The following is a 22,377-nucleotide window of genomic DNA, read 5'->3' on the forward strand; positions in this document are numbered from 1 at the left end:
ATGCTTATATCTTTATGATAAGTTTTCCATCTTGGAAAGCCGCTGCAGGTAACGTGCCGAATCATACCGTAAATTACTTCCACCTAATTATCCTCTTGGTAATATTATTAAAGAATGATGCGTACCTATTGTTTTATCACTTTCCTAGTTTTGTTTATTAACTGTAGCGCCCAAGTTAAAAAACAGTATTTACAAAATGAGGATATCAAACTAAGGATTATGAACGAAGTGATCGCTATAAAAGAAGGATCGCAATCCTTAAACTTATCCGTCAACGTAGGTAATAATTCAAAACAGAATTACTTGCTTTACAATTTTAAATCTATAGAAGCCGGATTTCTCGATGAAGTAGATTGTAATGACGGAGAAAACTTTGGTGCTCGTATGAATTTGATTATTCTATATCAAAATAAAAAAGGAGTTCCACATGTGGTATCTGATACTAGCTACGGCATTCCATTCACACAAGATTCTTTAAGAAATGCTACTTTAAAACTGAATGATCAATGGATTAGAAACACTGTTTCCTTAAAATCTACCCAATCAGAAACTATAGACTTTCATGTAAACCTTAAACAAGAGGGTTTTAGGCTTCAGAAGGGTAAATATTATATCTATATATATTACCGTGCGGGGAACTTTGTGAAAGAGTTTCTGGGTAAAGAGCAGATTTTAAAAGATACTAAAGCGGAGAATGCGAATTTGTTTTTAGGTTGCCTTAAATCCAATCAGGTGACATTGATAATAGAGTAAAATTTTTGAGCTGATGTCAGTGACAATGCGTCACAATTCCACTCGAAAATCTATACTTTTAGATGCTAACAACTAAGGGAAGCTTTCACTTTCACTATGGCGAACCTGAATATATTTATGAGCGTATGTACAAGAATGGAAGATATATTATGAAACCTATCAAACAAATCGATTAATATGAAATCAAAGTATTTGCTCATATGGCTTGTTGTTTTAACGTCATGCGTAAAAAAAATAGAAGAAAGCAAGGGATTTGGAACACCTCAACCGGTGACCAGCATAAACGGTGAAGTTGTATATGTTTACAAGGGGGATAGTGTAGTAGCTGTTTATAAATACGAATACTCATATGATTCCCTCGATTTTCAAATTGGTATCCAACATGATACGGTACTTATGGGGGATACTTTTAAAGCTGAGATAAAATCGAAAGTGTCAAAAAGGAAGATAATAGTAAGATTGGAGCAACCGGAGGTCAAAAGTTTTGAGAGCGAGGGAAAAAGGCGAGTACTAGATTATGTTTATAAACCGGATAGCGTAGGAATGTATCATTTCAGTGGTACCCTAACGTATGATACGATGACGTTCCCTTTTGAATATAAATTTATTGTGGTTGATTCAAGAAACTAACTAAATGAAATTTGTGATTCAGAAAAATATACTGGTTTGTTCTTGCTATCCCTACTGTCGCAAGTTTAGCGAAGCATAACTTGTGACTTTCCTTGTGGCAAGTTACAGAAGCAGGGCAGGTTAAACTTCGATATTCAGAAAGTGTATACTACGTAAAGACTAAAGAGAAGTAGTTAATTACCCTGCGCACTTCAAGCTGTTGTTGGGTGTTGCCGTAGCAAGTGATTTTGAGGTCACTAATAATCGAGATGCACAACTAAGTTTTATGTTTACCTCATTACCTGACTTGCAAACATTTACAACCACAGCTCTCTTGTCTAGAGACAAATCTTATATATGTTTGGGAAGAAGAAGAGGGTGGACAGCGTTATAAATTCACGAAAAAGACCGAGTAGCTGTTAAAACTTTTTTAAAATGGGCAAGTTTGTAAGCCATCTTCATAAATATATACTTTGACGACTTTGGAAGCACACATGAGACTTTTCTTTTTACTACTGCTTGGATTGACAAATCTTGTAAATGGGCAAAATGCGGATATTACCGTGAGGGTAGTGGATGCAATGACTATGAAGCCAATAAAGAATGCCAATGTTGTTGTGTCAGGAACAACAAAAGGGACTCCTACAAATGTACTAGGCTTTTGCAGGGTGAGAGTATTAACGAATGAGAAACAATTAGTCATATCTCATGTTTCCTATGAGACAGGAATTATCGAAATACCTGTAAATGTGTCCTCATTTATTGTTTCTCTCGAAAGGGGCAGCTTTAAACTTCAGGACATTGACCTCACACAATATCCTAATAAGTTTAACCCAAATGATTTTAAACGGATGCCAGAGAGAAACCTAAATCTACAGGACTCTATGGTTGTTGTTGAAGCCTATGCTGACTTTCCTTATGAAGGTGGACTTCAATTTGCTTTTAAGGAGTTTTTTGGAAATGCCTTTCAGTTTCCAATCGAGGAATTGAAAGCGAATAAATCCGGAACAATCGACTTGGAGTTTACAATTGATAAAACTGGCGATTACAGCGATGTGAAATGCCTGACGGATAGTTTAAGTGGGGCATGCCAGGAGTTAAAAAGAGTTTTAACGGTAATCCCTAAATGGGTGCCGGCGAAACAGTATGGCGAACCAGTCCCGCAAACATTCCGATTACTGGTGACTTACGGACCAACCAAATATTGGCGAAGAAAACTAACCGATTGACGCCCCCTTGTTAAAGACTACAAATCAAGAGTTTTAAGGGTAATAATTGATTTGACTATATAGAATTGGCATTTCCGGTTTTAGTTTTGAGAGCAAATACATTTGGGTTCCCACAGAACTCACAGATAAGCACAGATTAAATACAAGCTGAATTTTTGAATCTTGAACAAGGAACGTAGACCAACGAATGGCGAAGTCAAAACACCCACTCACAATTACATCCAGTAGCTGGACCACTAAAGTGACTATACAGAATTGGCATTTCCGGTTTTAGTTTTGAGAGCAAATACATTTGGGTTCCCACAGAACTCACAGATAAGCACAGATTAAATACAAGCTGAATTTTTGAATCTTGAACAAGGAACGTAGACCAACGAATGGCGAAGTCAAAACACCCACTCACAATTACATCCAGTAGCTGGCAGCTAGTGGCTCGCGGCTATTTTCATCATACATGCTGATATAGTGCAAACAGCTTCCAGAATCTTTGGGTAAGCTTGAAGTCGAATCGTTCTCTTTTGAAATCGTTTAGCACGAGATCAATTTTTTCATCTTTCATTTCATACTGTCCGATCATGATCTCATGCTCGGAAGTAAAAAGACCTGTCTTGTTTTGACAGAGGTGAATGTTTTGCTGCGTTACTTCTTCAAAGATCAATACGTCATTCATTTGATATTGCGGAAGCGACTCGTGGTGGGGTATATTCGGATTGAAACTCAACGCCAGCATGTTGTGGTGATTAACTTCCGGTAAAATCAACTTCGGAAAACTATCCCAGTCATTGAACAACAATTCCTGGTAACAGCATTTTATATAGATGGCGTCATTGATAAACGGAATCTGCCGGAGTTGAAGATTGATGATGTGTTTTTCATCCTCAATCAACTTATCGCCGTTATACTTCAATATCTCGTGGATGGAAAGATTCTGTTCAACAAATTGATTCAGCGGAATGCTAAAATAATTGGCAATCTGTATCACCGTTTCAATCCTCGGTTCGGCCCGGTTTTCTTCGTAGGAGGAGATATTGCCCCTCGTTAGCGCAAACAAGTCTGCAAATGCCTGCTGACTCAGACCTTTAGCTGTTCTGATCTTTTTAATGTTTGCGCCTATCTTTGTCATGATCATCAAATATAGTTGTAATTCTATTTATCACAATGCTAATATTTTTTGCAATTGTGGAAAGTTATGCCTAAGTTTGTTCAGACAGCAAGACGCTAATGCTCATGAATACTATTGAGACCATCGAAGATTTCGCACTGCGGCTGAATTGCAGAATTCTCTATAAAAATGAGCAAAGCGGCATTCTTAAGATCGATAACCAGCCCGATGGTATCCATAACCTGATTCTGGGCATTGCACCTCCTATACTGATTATGGAACAGTTTCTCTTCTCCTTCCGGGAAGACAATCTTGATATGTTCAAAAAGTTGCTGCAAAAGAACCGCGATACGATTCACGGAGCCTTTGTTATTAATGAAGAAGGAAACCGTGTGCTGTTTCGCTATACCATGCAGCTTCAGAATATAGACTTTAATGAATTTGAAAGTGCCTTAAACTCGCTCGGATTATTGCTGAGTGAGTTCTCGCAACAGATCATTGATTTCTCAAAGTTATAGATGGACTACGATTGTTTATGAACCATAAAAATTATCAGTCATGAATATTTTCAAAAGACTTTTAAGAATAGGGCAGGCTGAGATCCATGCCGCGGTTGATAAAATGGAAGATCCTGTTAAAATGACGGAGCAAGGTCTTCGCGAATTGCGTGTGGATCTTGCCGAAGCGACAGAGGCTTATGCCAAGGTAAAAGCATTGGCCATACGCACTGAAAATGAACAGCTTTACTACCAGCAGGAGTCGAGAAATTATGCGGAAAAAGCTATATTGATTATGCAAAAAGCGCAGACCGGCCAGGTGGATATGATCAAGGCTGAAGAGCTTGCGCGTGAGGCATTATCGCTCCGTAAAAAATACTATGTAGAATCGGAGGAGCTTGGCTTGCAGGTAGTGGCTTTGCAGCAATCTTCGAGAGACATGCTGCGCAATACTGAGATTCTCAAAGAGAATCTTGATAAATGGGAAAAAGAGTTGCGCACGTTGAGAGCCCGTGTAAAAGTGAGCCATGCCACGGTGCAGGTAAACAAACAAATGGCGCAGCTCGACAACAACGGCACCATTACAATGCTGGAGCGGATGAAAGCGAAAGTGGAAGACCAGGAAGCACTGGCAAAAGCCTATGGCGAGATAGGCCGCGATAAAAGCAGTCTGAAAGAAGAACTGGACAGCCTGCTGAAAGATGATTCATTGTCGATTGAAAAAGATCTTCAGGCGATCAAGGAAAAATTAGGTATATAGTAACCGGAGAATACTCTATCGAGCCATGCCAAGTATAACACACCTGCTTTTTCACCCGCTGAGCAACGCGATCATGACTGTTCTTACAGGCATAACGGCTATCTATTGGATAACCACGTTTATTGCAGGCGATTTGTTTGGAGATTCCGACATTGACACAGACGTTGATGTGCATGGAACGGACCTGGATACCGATGTGGATGGCGATGCAGAGGATGCAGCAGCAGACAAATCGTTTTTTCAGAAAGCCCTGGAATTTGTCAACATCGGCAAGGTGCCATTCATGGTGGTATATTCTGTTTTTAAATTCATTGCCTGGATTGTAACCTTAACCTCTTCTGTGCTGCTGGGGTTGAGCGGCTGGGGCTGGAAATCTGTGTTCATTCTTGTTCCCGTATTTTTTGTTGCTTACCTGATAACACGCTATGCAACAAAACCGCTGATCAAAGTATATGATGCGATGGGCTACAACGGAGAAGAGCCACAGGAACTGCTGGGACGAACCGGCAGAATGAGAAGTACAATTTCGGGTAACATGATCGGCGCTGCAGAAGTAAAAATACAAAGTGACATTATTCGCATCAATGTAAAAAGTAAAACCGGTGAATCTATTCATTACGATGCTGAGATAATGATTGCAGATGAATCGGCAGACAAGAAATTTTACCTGGTGGTGCCGGAGGTCAATCTTTCCAACATTGTTTGATTATACTATATTCATAACTATACCTTTAAACTAACACTAACCTTAAAATCTACCTACTATGGGCGTACTTAGCAGCATCGGCTTATTGCTGATCGGTGGAATTGTGTTCTTTATTTTTATTATCCTGTTTGCATTTGCGAACTTTTACAAAAAGATTCCGCATGGTAAAGCGATTGTTCGTACCGGCGTTGGCGGTGGTAAAGTCGCTTTTAACAAGGGTATGTATGTGATTCCGATTCTTCACAGAATGGAGATCATGGATATCTCGGTAAAGAAATTACAGATCGACCGTCTGGAAAGCGAAGGTCTTATTTGCAAAGACAATATCCGTGCAGATATTAAAGTGGCATTCTTTGTTCGCGTAAACAAGAATGTAGATGATGTGTTAAATGTAGCGCAGATCATTGGCACAGAACGTGCGAGCGATGTAGAGACACTTCGCAATCTTTTCGAGGCAAAATTCTCGGAGGCGCTAAAAACCGTTGGCAAGAAATTCGACTTCATCGAGCTATATGAAGCACGCCGCGAGTTCAGAACCGAAATTCTGAATATCATTGGCACCGACCTTAATGGTTATATTCTGGATGACTGTGCTATCGATTATCTTGAGCAAACACAGATAAAGTTTTTAAGTGCGCAGAACATTCTTGACTCACAGGGTATCAAAAAAATTACGGAGCTTACTGCGGAGCAGAATATAAAAGCCAACCTCATCAAGCGTGAAGAAGAGAAAGTTATCAAGAAGCAGAACGTTGAAGCGCGTGAAGCTATACTCGAGCTGGAACGTCAGATGGCTGAGAAAGAAGAGAAGCAGTTTAGAGAGATTGAGAATGTGCGTGCCCGTGAGCGGGCTGAGATAGCCAAAGTGCGGGAAGAAGAAAGATTACGCGCAGAAACGGTTCGCATCAAAACAGACGAGTCGCTTGCTGTGCAGGAAGAAAACAAACAACGCCAGATCATCATTGCTGAAAAGAACAAACAGCGCACCGATGCAGTAGAGACCGAGCGTGTTGAAAAAGACCGCGCCCTGGAAGCTACCGAACGGGAGAAGATTGTAACACTGGCGCAAATTGAAAAAGAGAAAACCGTGGAGATTGAGCGTAAGAATATACAGGATGTTATTCGTGATCGCGTTCGTCTTGAAAAGGGTGTGGTAGAGGAACAGCAGAGTGTAAAAGACCTGGAAGCTTTCCGCGAGGTGGAGCGTACTAAAACAGTAGGTATAACACAGGCAAGTCAGCAGGCGGAAGAAAAACTGATCTATACAGTGAAGGCTGCAGAGGCAGAGAAGAAAGCTGCCGAAGAAAAAGCCAAGCAATTGATTATTGATGCTGATGCCAAGAAAGAAGCCGCAGTGAAACAAGCCGAAGCGCGTAAAATACTGGCGGAAGCTCAGGCACGTGAAGAAGCCACGAAGGGTCTTTCTGAAGCAGAGGTTATGATGGCGAAAGCAGAGGCAGCCGAGAGACAAGGTATAGTGAATGCTACCGTCATTGAGAAGGTTGCCGAAGCAAAACGCAAAGAAGGTTTAACGGAAGCTGAAGTAACAAAAGAAAAGGCGCTGGCAGAAGCGGCCGGTATCCAGGAGAAGGCGGAAGCCATGAAGAAGCTGGATGGTGTAGGAAAAGATCACGAAGAGTTCAAGTTGTTGCTCGCCAAGGAAAGAGATATAGCGCTCGCGCAGATCAACACGCAAACGCAGATTGCCGAGGCACAGGCCGCAGTATTGGGCGAGGCGTTGAAGTCAACAAAGATTGATATCGTGGGTGGTGAGACTATGTTCTTCCAGAATATAGTTAACCAGATTTCAAATGCAAAAGGCTTCGATCGTTTGATTAACGAAAGCGAGAACGCAACGCAACTCAAAACGGCGCTGCTCGGTGACGGAGAAAAGGGAGGCGACCTGTTGGATCGCATCCGTGATTTTGCATCGAAGTATAGTATAACATCCAATGACATTAAGAACCTGACCATTTCCAGTCTGATTCTGAAGATGCAGCAGAAAAGCTCTGATGAAGATCGTTCATCATTGATCAACCTGGCCAACCTGGCAAGCAGTTTGGGATTATCCAACAGGAAGCTGTAATACGTCTTGCACGGGCGAAGCAGCGATCAATAACGCACGAATCGGACTTGATGAGAGTTCCGGTTCTGGCGATCGGGGAGTAATTTACACGGATGTGTGATGTTCATCAGCGTTTATCTTTTTTGTAATGGCAGGTACTGAAAGCACAAATACTATATTGGATTCCGGAACGTATGAGATCATCCGGAAGCGCCTGGAAGAACAACGGTTGAATTTGCAGGAAAGGCTGGCGAAGCTGAATAATGCACGCAAGGAAATATTCAATTCAACCGGTTTTCAATTGGCCGGCAACCAACGCATCACTACGGTTAACAGCGGCGTGGCACGTGGCATCATGGCCTTTGGCGATCTTACTCTCTTCGGGTATAACGTTCATTTTGGTTTGCGTGAAAATATCAAGCTCAGCGATGTTTTCTGCATCTATAAGTTTAACGGCAATCATTTTACACCCGAGCCGCTTACGCTGATTGAGGACGAAAATTTTATTACAGACTTCAGCAATCTTTACAAGTACTACAGGGATTCGATCTTTGCAAAGTTTGTCAAGACGGAGAACTATGTATATATGATCTTTCAAACCAGCAAAAGTCCTGACGACCGAAAGGCTTTTAAGTGGTTGATCAAAGACGAGAAGCTGGTATATATTGATGACCGAAGTGTTCATGAAGTGAAGCGTGCACCGCAGCACGAGTTCGATTGGGTTAAGACCGATCTCAGCAATCGCAGGCTGGGTGTCCATCCGCATATCTCCATCCTGGATAAAGTATTTATAGAAGCCGTTCATGGCGATATTACCATAAAGATTGAGAACAACACCGATTCGGGGAGAGGTATATATTCTGAGCCGGTATTGAATAAAGATCAACAACTGGATGATGCCGAATATCATTATGCAGACCTTGGAAACCTGATACCTATCAAGATAAAGCCGTATGGAGAAAACTTTCGCGCCTATATTTTCAATGTACGCACCAAGCAGGTTCTTCCGGTTAACACATTACTTGATGCAGGCGTTCTGCTGCCCGACAACCAGGGAATTGTATTTCCGAACGGCTATTATTTGCAGAGTGGGGAACACAAGATATTCGATCTGAATATACCGGACCTCGAATTCAGCAGCAGTATTGCTTCTCCCAACGGCGAGGACTTCTTATATATATTCTACCAGAAACTGACCAATACGTATGTGTTGATGTCATACAACATGATTGCCCAACATGTAGAGACACCGATCATCTGCAACGGCTTTACTGTGTTTAACGATGGCATGCTGGTTTATTTCCGATCGGAAAGTGAAGCGGTAAGGCACCATCAGGTGCAAATCTGGCAAACGCCCTATACTGCTACGCTCCAGGAAAATACAGCGATGAGTAACAACGTGCTGTATAAGATCGGCAACAAAGATATTGTGAGCGCGATGAGCGAAAGCCAGGAGGTGATACAACTCTTACAGAAAGAAGATACCTACGAAGATCTTTACGAAGATATATATAAACGTGCCGGCGATATTGTTGACTCTTATTTCTGGTTAAAAGATAATGGCACGTTCGATCTTGCCACTCCGCTGACGCAGATACGAAATATAGCCAATACGGCTATCGATGAATTTGCAAAAGTGCAGTCGCAGCGCCAGCATGCAAAAGACCATCTTGCGGCCATGCAAAAGCGGGTTGATCAACTGGTGGTCGATGTAAAAGGTGCTACCATTACATCACTGGATCAGCTGGTAAATCTTCTGGCAGCTACACGGAGCATGCAAGGTGCTGTTATCGATCTGCAGAACATTCGCTATATCGATAGTAATGCGGTGAATGCATTAAAGGAGACACTGGCACAATACAATAGCTCACTTTCACAAGATACCGTTCAGTTCTTGCTGAAAGATGAAGCGCTTGCTCCGTATGAAGCCAGGGTTGCTGACCTGAAGAAGGCGGCAGCCGGTGTTACCAAAGTGATCGATGCCCAGCCGGTTGAGCAAAATATAAAAGAAATTTCCACGGGGCTGGAAATGCTTATTGATATTCTGAACAGCCTGAAAATTGAAGACACTACACAGACTACGCGTATTGTTGAAAAGATCTCGCTGATCTTCGCAGCACTGAATGAGGTAAAAGCGGAACTGGTACGCATCACCACAGCACTGAAAGCTCAGGAATCCACAGGCCAGTTTTATGCGCAACTAACGCTGCTCGATCAAAGCATTGTAAACTTTCTCGACCTTTCCACGTCACCTGAAAAGTGCGAAGAGTATTTCACCAAAGTAAGTATACAGGTGGAAGAACTCGAAAGCAGGTTTGCCGACTTTGATGAATTTATAGTCAGGATTGCCGATAAGCGTGACGAGGTGATCAAAGCCTTCAATGGTAAAAAAGAAATGCTGATCGCTCAACTGAACAAGCGCACAACGGCATTGGAGCAGATCGGTTTGCGGGTTCTGAAGAACATTGAAAATAAAGCACAGTCATTTAACGATAAGGAAAGCATCTACGCATTTTTTTCTACCGACCTGATGGTGGACAAGGTGCGTAACCTGATGGATGAGTTAAAAGACCTGGGCGATGTAGCGAAAGCAGAGAACCTGGAGAACCTGGTAAAAGTTGCACAGGAAACGGCCTTGCGAAATCTCAAAGACAAGACTGATCTTTTTGTTGATGGTCAGAATATAATTGCACTCGGTAATTACAAGTTCATTGTCAATAAGCAAGTGCTCGATCTCACGATCGTTCGCAAAAATGAGAATTTATACTTTCATCTTTTGGGAACCAGCTTCTATAAGCAGGTAACGGCTGAAGCGCTGTATCAGCACCGGGCTATCTGGGAACAGGAACTGATTTCGGAGAATGCAGAGATATACCGTTCTGAATACCTCGCTTACCAGACTTACCTGGAAAGTCTGCAGCAGCATGAACCCTGGAACTTTGAAACTTTTCTGAATGACAGAACAGAGCGGGACTACGCCGCGGCTTACCTCAAAGGTGTTCATAATACAGATGCTATAGCCATCTACCAGGGGCTAAAGAAACTTCAGACAGAATTAGGTATACTACAGTTTTCTCCTGCTGTGCGGGTAGCGGCGCAACGATTCTGGTTTGCGCTGGATGAAGCCTCCGTCAACAAGCTTCAGCAGTTAATTACTGCCGCTTATTCTATACAGGAAAGTTTTCCGCAAAGTAAACGTGCCGGTTTTGTAGAAAGTGAATTGTCATCGCGATTCCTGCAGGCCGGGGTTGCATACGAATCGGTAGATGCCAATGAGGTTGCACAGTATTTATACTCCGAACTTTCGGTTGCCAAACACTTTACATGCAGCCAGCAGGCGCTACATCTTAAAAAAGCATTTGATGAATATTTACAGGCGCAAAGAAGAACAGCGTTGTTTCTGCAGGAGGTAAATAATACCGGTTTCGATGCGGCAGAGCGATTCTATATCGTTCAAAGCTGGCTGCATGCGTTTCTGCAAACCGGAACAGTTGCAGCCGACAGACAATATATAGATGAAACAGCTTGCCTGCTTCTCTTTAAAGATCATGCTTACAAGGAAAGGGTAGCAGCAGATACGATTGAGCTTGCCGGATTAAAAGGCACGCATACGGTGATACAGGGTGAAGGAAAATATATAGTAAACTTTCACCAGTTTATGAAGAAGATGCGCCGCTATTTTGATACCGTGGTGCCGGCATTCACTTCCTTCAACCAGGTTAAAGAACAATTGATACAGGAGTATCGCCAGCAGCTGAAGATCAGCGAACTTGAACCGAAAGTGTTAAGCTCGTTTGTTCGTAATCGTCTGATTAACGAAGTATACTTCCCGTTGATAGGAGCAAACCTGGCAAAACAGATCGGTGCGGCAGGCGATGACAAGCGCACGGCACGCATGGGTATGTTGCTATTGGTATCGCCTCCCGGCTATGGTAAAACAACGTTAATGGAATACCTGGCAAAAACGATGGGACTTCATTTTGTGAAGATTAACGGTCCGACCATCGGGCACAGCATTACATCGATTGATCCACAGGAGGCAACCACTTCCGGTGCACGCGCAGAGCTTAAAAAGATAAACCTCTCGTTTGAGATGGCCGATAATGTAATGCTCTATATTGACGACATTCAGCATTGCAGTGCAGAGTTTCTGCAAAAGTTTATATCGCTTGCCGATGGTCAGCGAAAAATGGATGGCATCTTTGAAGGTGAAAGCAAAACCTACGATCTGCGTGGAAAACGTTTCTGTGTAGTGATGGCCGGCAACCCGTATACAGAGAGTGGCGAGCAATTTAAAATTCCGGATATGTTGGCGAACCGTGCCGATGTTTACAACCTCGGTGATGTAATCGGCAGCTCTGATCAACTGTTCAGGCTCAGCCTGATCGAAAACTGTGTGGCAGAAAATCGCTATTTGCAGCGCATCAGTAACCGCAGTTTTGATGATCTGTATAAACTCATCCGTTATGTGGAAACAAACAGCGATCTGCTTCCGGAACTCGAAGGGAATTACAACGGACAGGAAATTGATGACGCTGTAGCGGTAGTCAGAAATATAGCCCGCATCCGCGATATCGTGATGCTTGTGAATCAACAATATATAGCGAGTGCAGCCATGAAAGATGCATACCGTACAGAGCCTGCTTTTAAGTTACAAGGCTCTTACAGGAATATGAATAAGATGGCCGGTAAAGTTGTGCCGCTTATGAATCCTGAGGAAGTAAACACGTTGATTCTTTCTCACTATGAAGGTGAATCTCAAACATTAACATCGGATGCAGAAGCTAATTTACTTCGGCTAAAAGAGATTGCCGGTTTCCTTACCGAGCAGGAGGGAAGACGCTGGAAGCAGATCAAAGAAATCTTCGTGAAGAATAACAAATTCGGGATGCTGAGTGAAAGCGATACATCTGGCCAGATGCTGATACAGTTAAGTTCGTTTAACGACCATCTGGAGGCCATTGCCAAAGCCATCAAGGGCGATCGGTGACCGATGCAATCCGGTGATGCTGAAGATATATATACCCGTCAAGGTTAAACATCAGCCTGTGCGCAACGGCCGTAATTTGGGATACACCAAACCTGGCGATTTTCAGAGCAACAGAAAAACGCCTGACATGATGATTCAGAATAATCTCACCATCGGATGTCAGGCGTTTATTTCTTTTATGAATTACTTTCTGTACTTATTTTTTTGGCGTGAAATCTACCATCCATTGAACACCATACTGGTCTGCAAACATCCCAAAGTATGCACCGAAAGGACCGTCAGCCATTGGCATTTCAACGGTTCCACCTGCTGAAAGTCCATGAAATAATTTATCAGCTTCCTCACGACTTTCTGCACTGATAGAAATTGTATTCCGGTTGTCGTTTTCGCTTACACGTCCCATAGCCCCCAGGACGTCACTACCCAGTAATACACTGCCTTTACCGATGGGCAAGGCAATGTGCATAACTCTATGGGCATCATTTTCAGGAATCGGATATTCAGCACTCGATATGTCTTTGTAACGCATAATTTTAGCGAACTCTCCTCCGAATACTGATTTGTAAAATGTAAATGCTTCCTCGGCATTTCCGTTGAAGTGAATATAGGGATTGATGTGTGCCATAATTTATATAGTTGTTTTTGATTCCGGCCTTCGCTAAAGCTATAGGAGGGAAGCGTTATTCCAATTCTTCGCAGTGAAATTTGTAGATGCTTAGTAAACCTGTAATTTTCAAAACTATATTTTCTTCGCTGTCAATACGCAAAATCCTGTCGCAGTCTTCGAGGTCGAAATTCCATTTTTCAGTTGGCAATAACGAATCGATATGCGGCTTGAGTTTTTTTACCTCATGTTTTGTTTTGACAGAAGTTTTGAAAACGTAAATCATTTTTTGGATAATGTTGCCAACAGGTTTTTCAGGCTTTCGAGTGTTGCAGCCATTCCGAGTTTGAAGCCTTCAAGCAAACTTTCCATGCGTTCAAGCGATTCATTGTAAACGCTGATGCTGACGAGTGTTCCACGCGAGCCATCAGGACCTTCGTGTTCGCTGAAATTGAGATCCCAGTCAGAACCCGGCAGTTGAGGATTTTCATCCTTGTCTGCAAAACAGTTGAATATTTTGAAATTCGTTTTTGGCGTAATGGAAGTATATCGCTGAATAGACCATCGCTCTTGTCCTTCAGGGCTTACCATGGCATAGAACCTCTGGCCGCCAACTTTGAAGTCCATGTATTTTGTTCTTGATATATAGGGCTTGGGAGCCCACCACTGATCCAGTATTTCCGGTACTGTAAAAGCATCCCATACGAGCGAGGGGTCAGCATCAAATTCCATATTTATGGATACCGTTTTTGCTGTTTTGTCAACGGTGAAATCAAATAGCGCAGTGTTGTTCATTTTCTTTGTTTTTTCATGGTTGATAATACTTCATTAAGTTGATTGAATCGGGCTTCCCAAATTTTTCTGAATTGGCTTAGCCATTTGTCGATCTCTTTCATTTTGTCAATTTCAAGTGAATAATAAATTTCCCTTCCTCTCTGCTCTTGCTTTACCAACGCGCATTCGGTAAGAACCTGAATGTGTTTGGAAACCGCCTGCCTGCTGGTATGAAATTCTTCTGCAATGGCATTGGGTGTCATTGCCTGAGCTGCTATCAATACCAAAATAGCTCTTCTTGTCGGGTCGGCTATTGCCTGAAAAACATCTCGTCTCACTTCCATATTTATGTGCAACTAAGTGATTGCAAATATATGTGCAATTATCTGGTTGCACAAAGTAAACGACAAAAATTTTTTAGTTTAAAGTTTCAGGCCAATCACGAAGACACTACATCGCCCGTCTTCACTTTTCCGGCTCGTTTGTAGCTGGCAATGATCACTCCGCTGGGAGTAACAATACTCTTTGTAAGGGTAAACGCTGCAGGAATAGCTCCTTTATTAAAGAGCTTCTTTCCTTTACCCAACGTCAACGGGTAAATCTTGAGTTTGAGTTCGTCTACAAGATCATTCTTCAACAGCAATTGAATGAGTTCACTGCTTCCCCACACCTGAATATCGGAGCCTTTTGAATTTTTGAGCTTTTTGATATCGGCTACAGTTTTGAGTACTACAGAGTTTTTCCAACCGGTAACTATAGGGTCTGACTTCTTCATGTTTTTGGAGAACACATATTTATAGCCTTCATTTATACCTGGCCAGAAGTCTCCATGTTCGGGCCAGTAGCCTGCCCAGAGCTTATATGTTTTTCTTCCCAAAAGATAGTCGGCCTGCTTTAGTTCTTCCTGCATCTCTTTGCCAAATACTTCATCACTATAGGGCGCAGTCCAGCCGCCATATTTGAAACCACCAGATGTATCTTCCTTGGGTCCACCGGGAGCCTGCATCACGCCATCCAGTGTAATCATCGATATTACAATTATTCTTCTCATATTATTTCCTTTGTTTTAGTAATGTAAAAATTGTTTGTGCACGATACAAAGCTCGCGAACAAAGGCTATATCGGTGCTGTATAAATACGACAATATGAGGGCTGAATACGACAGCGATTATCCGGCAGATGCTAATGACTTAATATCATTAGCGACAAGCGTAAGATCATTGTTAAGTTGATGACCGCCGGTGGGAATTTCACGAAAGGTAGCCCAGGGAAGGTGCTGCCTGTAAACGGTCATGTGTGAGAAAGGTGCAATATCGTCATCAACACAGTGATAAAAATATAAAGGTATTTTCCTGTCGAGGTGTTCTGCAAAATCGGGTTTCAGTTTAAAAGCTTTGGCCCAGTCTTCATTTCTGTTCCAGAACGGTGGTGCTAAAAGAAATATACCTGTAATTTTTCTGTTGATCGTTATTTCTGACAAGCACACCAGCAACATCGAAGCTCCCAAGGAGTGACCAACCAGGATAACATGGTCTTCGCTCGCCGATATTTCGCGGCTGATCTGTTCGCGTCTGCCGAGATCCGGTGTTCCATTGTTCGACAATAGCGGGTAGTGAATGGAATACGCTGAACCTAAATTTGCTTTCAGTGAAGCTACAAGTTTGGCATCCGCTTCATAATCCTCTTTCGAATCGCCACCGTGGAAAAATATCAAATGTTTTTTCATGCTATAGTCATTTATAGTTTCAAAATGTAGTCTTTACATTCAATCGGCAATCGAATTACTGCCGGTGCAAAAGACTATAGAGGCAAAGAGCAACCGATTAACCTATACTTTCACGCCTCATTCTTGTTGCAGACAGGAAAAAATTGAACCTTGTTGTGACACCTGCGTCACCGCCGGTTTCAGCTTTTTTAAATCTTTTCCTGAAGTTCCCCAGCGAAAGCCAAAAGCACAAAACTCTATCACACCCTCCGCATCATCATGCAAGGCAGCAACAGCTCAAACTATACCGTTAGCAGCCATCACAAGCCGAATACCTCTGTTGCAAACGTGTGCAAAAATCTTCACCGGCTTTAATTGGAAGTCTGGGGAAAGAAGTTTAGTCAACTTCGATCATAATTGTCATGGCTACACTTAAAGCCTTTGGGAAGTGGCAATTCGAAAACTAAACATCACCATCACTAACCAAACACTCTATGAGAAAACTCTATGCACTGTTATTTGGCATGCTAACATTATTGGTATGCATCGATGCGTGTGCCGGAAGCGGAAGGATTTTATTCAACGTTCTTCCACAACAACAAACCATTACCGGGCAGGTTCTTGACGAAAGCAAGACTCCTTTGCCCGGGGTAAATGTACTTGTGCGCGGATCTACAGAAGGAACGGTTACCGATGTAGAGGGAAGATTTTCGCTGGGAGGAGTGGCCAACGATGCTGTACTCGTCTTTTCCTTTATAGGTTTTAAAACACAGGAAGTAGCTGTAAATGGGCAAACCGTTATGAATGTTACGCTCGCGGCAGATGTGCAGGCATTGGATGAAGTTGTTATTACTGCGCTGGGTGTTAAGAAAGAATCAAAGAAACTTGGCTACTCGGTAACATCCGTAAAAACGGACGAGCTTCTTGCCAACCGCACTACCAATGTCATGGAGTCGCTGGAAGGTAAAGTAGCCGGCCTGAACATTACACCTCCTGCTGCGGGTGCAGGTTCAAGTATGCAGATTCGCTTGCGCGGCCAGGCTGCGTTTGCCGGTGCGAATAATGCACCCCTTATTGTAATCAATGGTTTACCCATGGACCAGGGCGCGCGTGGCGCGAATGGAAATGGCCAGGTAAATCAGCGCGACCGGGGCGACAATCTGCAGGGTATAAATCCGGATGATATTGAATCCATGACGGTGCTCAAAGGCTCCACAGCGGCTGCTATTTACGGTGCACGCGCAGCCAATGGTGCCGTTATTATCACAACAAAATCAGGAAGCAAAAATCAGGGGATAGGTATAGACTATACATCCAGCTTTACCAGCTCGCATGCGCTGAATTACCTTGGTGAGATTACACAAACAGAATACGGTGCAGGGCGTGGCGGTGTAAGACCAAAAACGCAGGGAGAAGCACAGAGCAATGGCCAGTTTGGTTTTGGTGAGCGACTGGATGGCGCACCCACCATCAACTTTGACGGTGTTATGCGACCGTACTCTGCTTATAAAGATCGACTGTTTCACTTCCTGCAAACCGGAACAAACTGGACGAATACACTGGGGCTTTCGGGTGGCGGTGCCAAGGGAAGTTTCCGTGTTTCCTTTTCAAACACAAATGCAAAAGGTATTGTACCAACCAACGAGTATAAGAAGAAGATCTTCAACGTGGGTATAAATCAAAATATTACCGACAAGCTCAAGCTTCAGATGAATATCAACTATTCCAAAGAGGAGAACATTAACCCTCCGCAAATCGGTACACAGGGTGATGGCGCTATAAATTTTTTCGGACGGATGTCTATATCTACACCGCTTGAAGCATTCAAAGAGAGTGCTGTTGATCCTGTAACCGGTGCCGAGCTACGGACGAACGGTTTTCTCGGAACGATTAATAATCCATACTATCAAATTCAAAAAGGGCAATACTTTCGCGACACACGAGATCATCTTCTGGCCACAGCAACGCTACGCTATCAACTCACCAACTGGCTATATGTACAGGGCCGCTACAACTTTGATCGCGGTTCCAGTTTCACGGAGTGGAATCAACTCAATGGATCAGGCGCTACAACAACCATTGATGAGTTTGGTAAATATAGGGGCCGCTACGATATACAACAGGATGAAACGTCTGACATCAACGCAGACTTTCTGGTAGGTGGTAACAAAGAATTTGGAAAGTTTTCTGTTGATGCGAGCTTTGGCGGTAACACGTGGAGAACACAATTCCAGAGAAATGCACAGTATGCCAGGAGCTTTACAGTTCCCAATCTTTACTCGTTAAAGAACGGTACGATCACCTGGCTCAACGAGCCGGACGCAAACCAGCAAGGCTTTGTTCCCTATGGATTTAACCGAACCCGGATTAACTCCCTCTATGGCTGGGCCGAGTTTGGGTATAACGGTATAGCGTTCGTTAATTTCACCGGCAGGCAAGACTGGTTCTCAGTGTTGAATCCTAAACACAACAGTGTATTTTATCCATCTGTATCCGGCAGCTTTATTTTCTCTGAGCTGCTCGAAAATCAGCAATGGCTTTCGTATGGTAAGTTGAGGGCATCGTGGGCCCAGGTAGGCAGTGCCAACGGTGTGAATCCTTACGACAACGTATTGACCTATGCAATCAACCCTCCATTCAATGGCCAGACAACGGCAGGGGTAAGCGGCACCTTTGCGCCGAATCAATCACTGCAACCTTTCACCGTTACTGAAAAAGAAATCGGTCTTGAACTCAGGCTGTTCAACAACAAAGTAATGCTGGACGTGGGGGCGTTTGATAAAGTAACCACAAATCAAATTCTGGATGTAACCATCTCCAATGCTTCCGGGTACGATAACTCACGACAAAACAAAGCATCGCTGCGAAATCGCGGTTTGGAAAGTTTGATCGAAGTAACACCGGTGCAGGCAGGAAATTTCAGCTGGACTACATCGTGGAACAATGCTTACCTGGCTACCAAAGTACTTGATGTTGGCAACGAGAGCGGAACCATCACGCTGATTTACTTCAATGGCACCGGTAACGAGTTTCTGGGAGAAATACAGTATACCGAAGGACTCCCCATGAACCAATTGTATACGAGAACCTATAGAAGAAACGATAAGGGACAAATTGTAGTCGATAATAATGGTCGCCTGCTGGAGACTACGAGTGCTACACCGGGTGCTGAAAAAACAAATGGCTTTTTACCTGTGGGAAGCTCTATTCCAAAATATGTTGGAGGATGGAACAACACCATCCGGTATAAAAACTTTACTATCGGAGTACACATCGACTATAAGTTTGGAGGAACAGTACTGTCTTCAACACACCTCAACATGTTGAGACAGGGCCACTCGAAGTTGTCACTGGAAGGCAGACGCGAGGGAGAGAACGGGATAACATTTCCTGCAGTGTACGAAAGTTCAGGCGAACCCAATACATCGGTTGTTACCGATCTGCAAAGCTTCTATGCCGATTATCGCAACAAACAAATTGGCGATCCCTTTATTTTCAAATCAGATTTTGTGAAGCTCCGAAACATTTCAGTGTCCTATAATTTTACAAGTGCCTTGCAGAATATACCGACATTCAAATTTATCAAAGGACTTACACTGACAGCAGCCTGCCGCAATGTGGCAATTCTTTACAAGGATCTTCCCGGACTCGATCCTGAAGCGATCCAATCTTCGGGCGACTTCAGAGCCGGATATGAAAACGCATCGCTTCCTACCACGCGTAATTACAACATTACTTTAAACGCCAGATTCTGATGACTATGAAAAACATAAAGAACTATATACTTCTCTCTGCAGCGATTTTACTGGGTGGCTCATGCGATCAGGATTTCGTTGATGTAAACACGAATCCGTATGCTGTAACGGATGTAGACCCCGCACTTCTTTTTGCAGGCGCAGAGCGCACACACCTGGGCACCTGGGCTGCAGAGCATACCATTGTGCAGCAATTTGTTTGTCCGTATAACACCGGAGCAAACCTCGGCTTCAATTTCAATGAAGACATTGATTTGATCAATAATCCCAAGTGGGATCAATCCTATCCCGGGCCCATTCGAAACATGGTGCAGGCCATCACTTTATTAGGAGAAAATACAGAACGTGTTAACCTGCTGAGCATGATCCGCATCTGGAAGGCGCAGGTATTTATGGGGTTGGTAGATGAGTATGGAGACGTTCCGTATTTCAATGCCGGAAAGGCTGTGACGGCCAGTGAATTTTTTCCTGCCTACGATGATGATGAAGTAATTTATGAAGACTTGCATAAAGAGCTTACGGAAGCTTTGAAAGCGCTTGATCCCAATGCCGACTATGTTCCTGATGATCTTTTCTACGGAAAAAATAGTGCGAGTCCCGCGGGCAGTGCAGCGGCCCAGGTTGCGCAGTGGAAGAAACTGGGTAATTCATTGTTGCTGCGATTGGGAATGCGTTACTCCAAAGTAAATCCATCGAAAGCAGAAAGTATAGTAAAGGAAGCTGTAGCCGGTGGCGTTATGACTTCGAATGCAGACAATGCCTATGTTAAATATGGAACGGGAGCTGTGCAGGCAGAGAATAACAACCTGCGAAATTTTTCACAGTTTAACTATGCTGCAGAGCCGTTTGTAAACCAGTTGAAGTCAACGAACGATCCACGCGGAAAATTTATTCTCGCCACATTCGATGACCCCGGTTCCGTTGTGACAGACACTGATCCCGACACCGACCTGGCCGATCAGTTTGGTGTTCCGGTAGGCATCACCAGTACGCAACTATCAGATCCCAACGGTCCGTATAGGGGAAGTCGCGGCGCAGGATTGAACTATTCGCAGATGAACATCTGGAAAGTAGCGTCACCCACTGCGCCCGATTTTTATGTAACGTATGCACAAACTTCTTTACTGCTGGCCGAAGCTGCTGTGCGAGGCTGGGTTGATGGTGACGCGAAAACCTATTATGAAAATGCGATCCGGGCAGACATGGCGGTATATATACTTTACCCGCAGACAACGGCCATCCCGGAAGATGAAATTACAGCGTACCTCGCTGATCCGGGAGTTGCATACAATGATACCGATGCGCTTGCCTTGATCAACACCCAGTACTGGATTGTGAATCTTAGAAATGGTACAGAAGCATTTGCAAATTTCAGACGAACCGGCTACCCGGAGTTAAGTCCCAATCTCTTCAATAATAAACTTAACGGAGGGTTTGCCAGGAGAATGTCGTTCCCCGACAGAGAAGCTGCCGCCAATGCAAAAAGCTATGCAGGCGGTGTGGCGGCTATGGGTGGCGATAATTTACTCTCCCGTGTTTTCTGGGACAAACAATAGAATCAGCTGGTAGTATTTATATATACCCGGTTTGATGTTTGGTTAAATAATGGGTGTGTAAAGGCGACTGAGTTTTCAGTTGCCTTTCCTTCGTACCCTTCCCGGAATGTGAATAGGTTGTGACTATATATATCATTGTTCATGTGTATGAACGAAAGTCGCTAATGAAACCTGAAAAAATTATAATCAATAAACAGAAATAACATGAAAAGAAATAGTCTCCTCATTTACCTCGTAATGCCGGTGCTATGGGCATTGGCTTCGTGCTCGGATGATAAAAGTGACAGTAACCAGGGACTGATTGCCACGGATGCACAGCTCGTCAATTTAGGTAGCGGATACTCATTCACAGAAGGCCCTGCTGTTGATAAAAATGGAAACGTCTTTTTTACTGATCAACCCAATGACATCATCTATAAATGGGATGCCACAAGTAGTGCTATAACTCCCTTCCTGCAGGGAACGGGCCGTGCGAATGGAATGGCTTTCGATAAAGACGGCTATCTCATTGCATGTGCGGATATGCATGGAGAAGTATGGAAGATAGCACCAAACGGCAGTCACGAAGTATTGGTTGATAACTATAACGGCAAGCTCCTGAATGGACCCAACGATGTGTGGATTAACCCGGTAACCGGTGGCATGTATATAACAGACCCTATATTTCCGCGCGGCTATTGGGACGAAGATGATCCGCGCAAAACGAACAATCCCAACTGGCCGCCTACCTATTCCGAACAGGCAGATGAAGGTAAAGGTGGACATGTTTATTATCTCGCTCCAGGAAGCAAAGAACTGGTGAGAGTCACTACACAATCTGAATGGGATGCAGACTCGTGGCCGAATGGTGTGGTAGGTACACCCGATGGAAAAAAACTATATGTGAACAAATGGGCTGGCGACAACATGGGTGGCACGTGGGTATTTGACATTAACGCTGATGGATCGCTTTCCAACATGAAGAAATTTACCGACATCGGTGGCGATGGAATGTCGATGGACAATCGCGGAAATATATACATCAGCAACGGCTTTGGTGTAGTGGTTGTTGATCCGAATGGAAAGGAACTGGTCAGAATATTTACCGGGGGCGGTGCAACGAATAATGTATTCGGTGGTGCGGATGAGAAAACACTTTTCATTACCGGTCCGGTGGATAAAGTAAATGCATTAAAAATGAATGTAACGGGTGTGGAAAAATTCTAAAGAACTTGTATAGAATCCTTCACCGTATAGTATTGGAAGCACGTTGCGTGTGTAATGCAAATCTTT

General features: G+C 43.4%; 17 protein-coding genes. 11 read left to right on the top strand and 6 right to left on the bottom strand.

What is annotated here, in order from left to right; translation table 11 throughout:
• Positions 1-219: 219 nt before the first annotated feature.
• The 3 genes from V7Q33_RS19850 to V7Q33_RS19860 all read left to right on the top strand — a co-directional run bounded on the left by V7Q33_RS19850 (position 220) and on the right by V7Q33_RS19860 (position 2,591).
• Positions 220-753: a hypothetical protein gene (locus V7Q33_RS19850; protein ID WP_333821008.1), complete on the top strand. Its 534-nt coding sequence runs from the start codon at positions 220-222 to the stop codon at positions 751-753.
• Positions 754-930: 177 nt separating this feature from the next.
• Complete coding sequence (locus V7Q33_RS19855; RefSeq protein ID WP_333821009.1) at positions 931-1,383, top strand: hypothetical protein; 453 nt, start codon at positions 931-933, stop codon at positions 1,381-1,383.
• 461 nt (positions 1,384-1,844) lie between these two features.
• Positions 1,845-2,591, top strand: a complete 747-nt coding sequence (locus tag V7Q33_RS19860) for a carboxypeptidase-like regulatory domain-containing protein (protein WP_333821010.1) — start codon at positions 1,845-1,847, stop codon at positions 2,589-2,591.
• Positions 2,592-3,039: 448 nt separating this feature from the next.
• On the opposite strand, the gene V7Q33_RS19865 is transcribed toward V7Q33_RS19860, so the two are convergent.
• Positions 3,040-3,714, bottom strand: coding sequence for a helix-turn-helix domain-containing protein (locus V7Q33_RS19865; protein ID WP_333821011.1), 675 nt, complete (start codon positions 3,712-3,714; stop codon positions 3,040-3,042).
• Positions 3,715-3,818: 104 nt separating this feature from the next.
• On the opposite strand from V7Q33_RS19865, the gene V7Q33_RS19870 reads away from it, so the two are divergent.
• The 5 genes from V7Q33_RS19870 to V7Q33_RS19890 all read left to right on the top strand — a co-directional run bounded on the left by V7Q33_RS19870 (position 3,819) and on the right by V7Q33_RS19890 (position 12,711).
• The gene (locus V7Q33_RS19870) at positions 3,819-4,211 is read left to right on the top strand and encodes a YbjN domain-containing protein (RefSeq protein WP_331975165.1); all 393 of its coding nucleotides are present in this window, start codon (positions 3,819-3,821) and stop codon (positions 4,209-4,211) included.
• A 40-nt stretch (positions 4,212-4,251) separates the two neighbouring features.
• Positions 4,252-4,950 (top strand): PspA/IM30 family protein, encoded by a 699-nt coding sequence (locus tag V7Q33_RS19875; RefSeq protein WP_331975167.1) that lies wholly within the window; start codon positions 4,252-4,254, stop codon positions 4,948-4,950.
• Between the two features lie 25 nt (positions 4,951-4,975).
• Entirely contained in the window at positions 4,976-5,656 is a 681-nt protein-coding gene (locus V7Q33_RS19880) for a hypothetical protein (RefSeq protein WP_331975169.1), read from the top strand.
• A gap of 58 nt (positions 5,657-5,714) precedes the next feature.
• Entirely contained in the window at positions 5,715-7,742 is a 2,028-nt protein-coding gene (locus tag V7Q33_RS19885) for a flotillin family protein (protein WP_331975171.1), read from the top strand.
• Between the two features lie 127 nt (positions 7,743-7,869).
• On the top strand, positions 7,870-12,711 hold the full coding sequence (locus V7Q33_RS19890) for a DNA repair ATPase (protein WP_333821012.1): 4,842 nt from the start codon (positions 7,870-7,872) through the stop codon (positions 12,709-12,711).
• A gap of 196 nt (positions 12,712-12,907) precedes the next feature.
• On the opposite strand, the gene V7Q33_RS19895 is transcribed toward V7Q33_RS19890, so the two are convergent.
• The 5 genes from V7Q33_RS19895 to V7Q33_RS19915 all read right to left on the bottom strand — a co-directional run bounded on the left by V7Q33_RS19895 (position 12,908) and on the right by V7Q33_RS19915 (position 15,815).
• The gene (locus tag V7Q33_RS19895; protein WP_331975175.1) at positions 12,908-13,336 is read right to left on the bottom strand and encodes a VOC family protein; all 429 of its coding nucleotides are present in this window, start codon (positions 13,334-13,336) and stop codon (positions 12,908-12,910) included.
• 261 nt (positions 13,337-13,597) lie between these two features.
• The gene (locus V7Q33_RS19900; RefSeq protein ID WP_333821013.1) at positions 13,598-14,110 is read right to left on the bottom strand and encodes an SRPBCC family protein; all 513 of its coding nucleotides are present in this window, start codon (positions 14,108-14,110) and stop codon (positions 13,598-13,600) included.
• Positions 14,107-14,427 (bottom strand): ArsR/SmtB family transcription factor, encoded by a 321-nt coding sequence (locus V7Q33_RS19905; RefSeq protein WP_331975179.1) that lies wholly within the window; start codon positions 14,425-14,427, stop codon positions 14,107-14,109. The genes V7Q33_RS19900 and V7Q33_RS19905 overlap by 4 nt, the downstream gene beginning before the upstream one ends.
• A 101-nt stretch (positions 14,428-14,528) precedes the next feature.
• A complete protein-coding gene (locus V7Q33_RS19910) occupies positions 14,529-15,140 on the bottom strand; it encodes a dihydrofolate reductase family protein (protein ID WP_331975181.1) in 612 nt (203 codons plus the stop codon).
• A 117-nt stretch (positions 15,141-15,257) separates the two neighbouring features.
• The gene (locus V7Q33_RS19915) at positions 15,258-15,815 is read right to left on the bottom strand and encodes an alpha/beta fold hydrolase (protein ID WP_331975183.1); all 558 of its coding nucleotides are present in this window, start codon (positions 15,813-15,815) and stop codon (positions 15,258-15,260) included.
• 473 nt (positions 15,816-16,288) lie between these two features.
• Here V7Q33_RS19915 and V7Q33_RS19920 point away from each other — a divergent pair, with 473 nt between their 5' ends.
• From V7Q33_RS19920 to V7Q33_RS19930, 3 genes are all read left to right on the top strand, one after another.
• Positions 16,289-19,549: a SusC/RagA family TonB-linked outer membrane protein gene (locus V7Q33_RS19920; RefSeq protein WP_333821014.1), complete on the top strand. Its 3,261-nt coding sequence runs from the start codon at positions 16,289-16,291 to the stop codon at positions 19,547-19,549.
• Positions 19,549-21,105, top strand: a complete 1,557-nt coding sequence (locus tag V7Q33_RS19925; RefSeq protein ID WP_333821015.1) for a SusD/RagB family nutrient-binding outer membrane lipoprotein — start codon at positions 19,549-19,551, stop codon at positions 21,103-21,105. Before V7Q33_RS19920 ends, V7Q33_RS19925 begins: the two co-directional genes overlap by 1 nt.
• Positions 21,106-21,309: 204 nt before the next feature.
• On the top strand, positions 21,310-22,311 hold the full coding sequence (locus V7Q33_RS19930; RefSeq protein ID WP_331975188.1) for an SMP-30/gluconolactonase/LRE family protein: 1,002 nt from the start codon (positions 21,310-21,312) through the stop codon (positions 22,309-22,311).
• Positions 22,312-22,377: the final 66 nt, after the last annotated feature.

The organism is Ohtaekwangia sp. (assembly GCF_036786105.1).
Classification (GTDB): Bacteria; Bacteroidota; Bacteroidia; order Cytophagales; family Cyclobacteriaceae; genus Ohtaekwangia.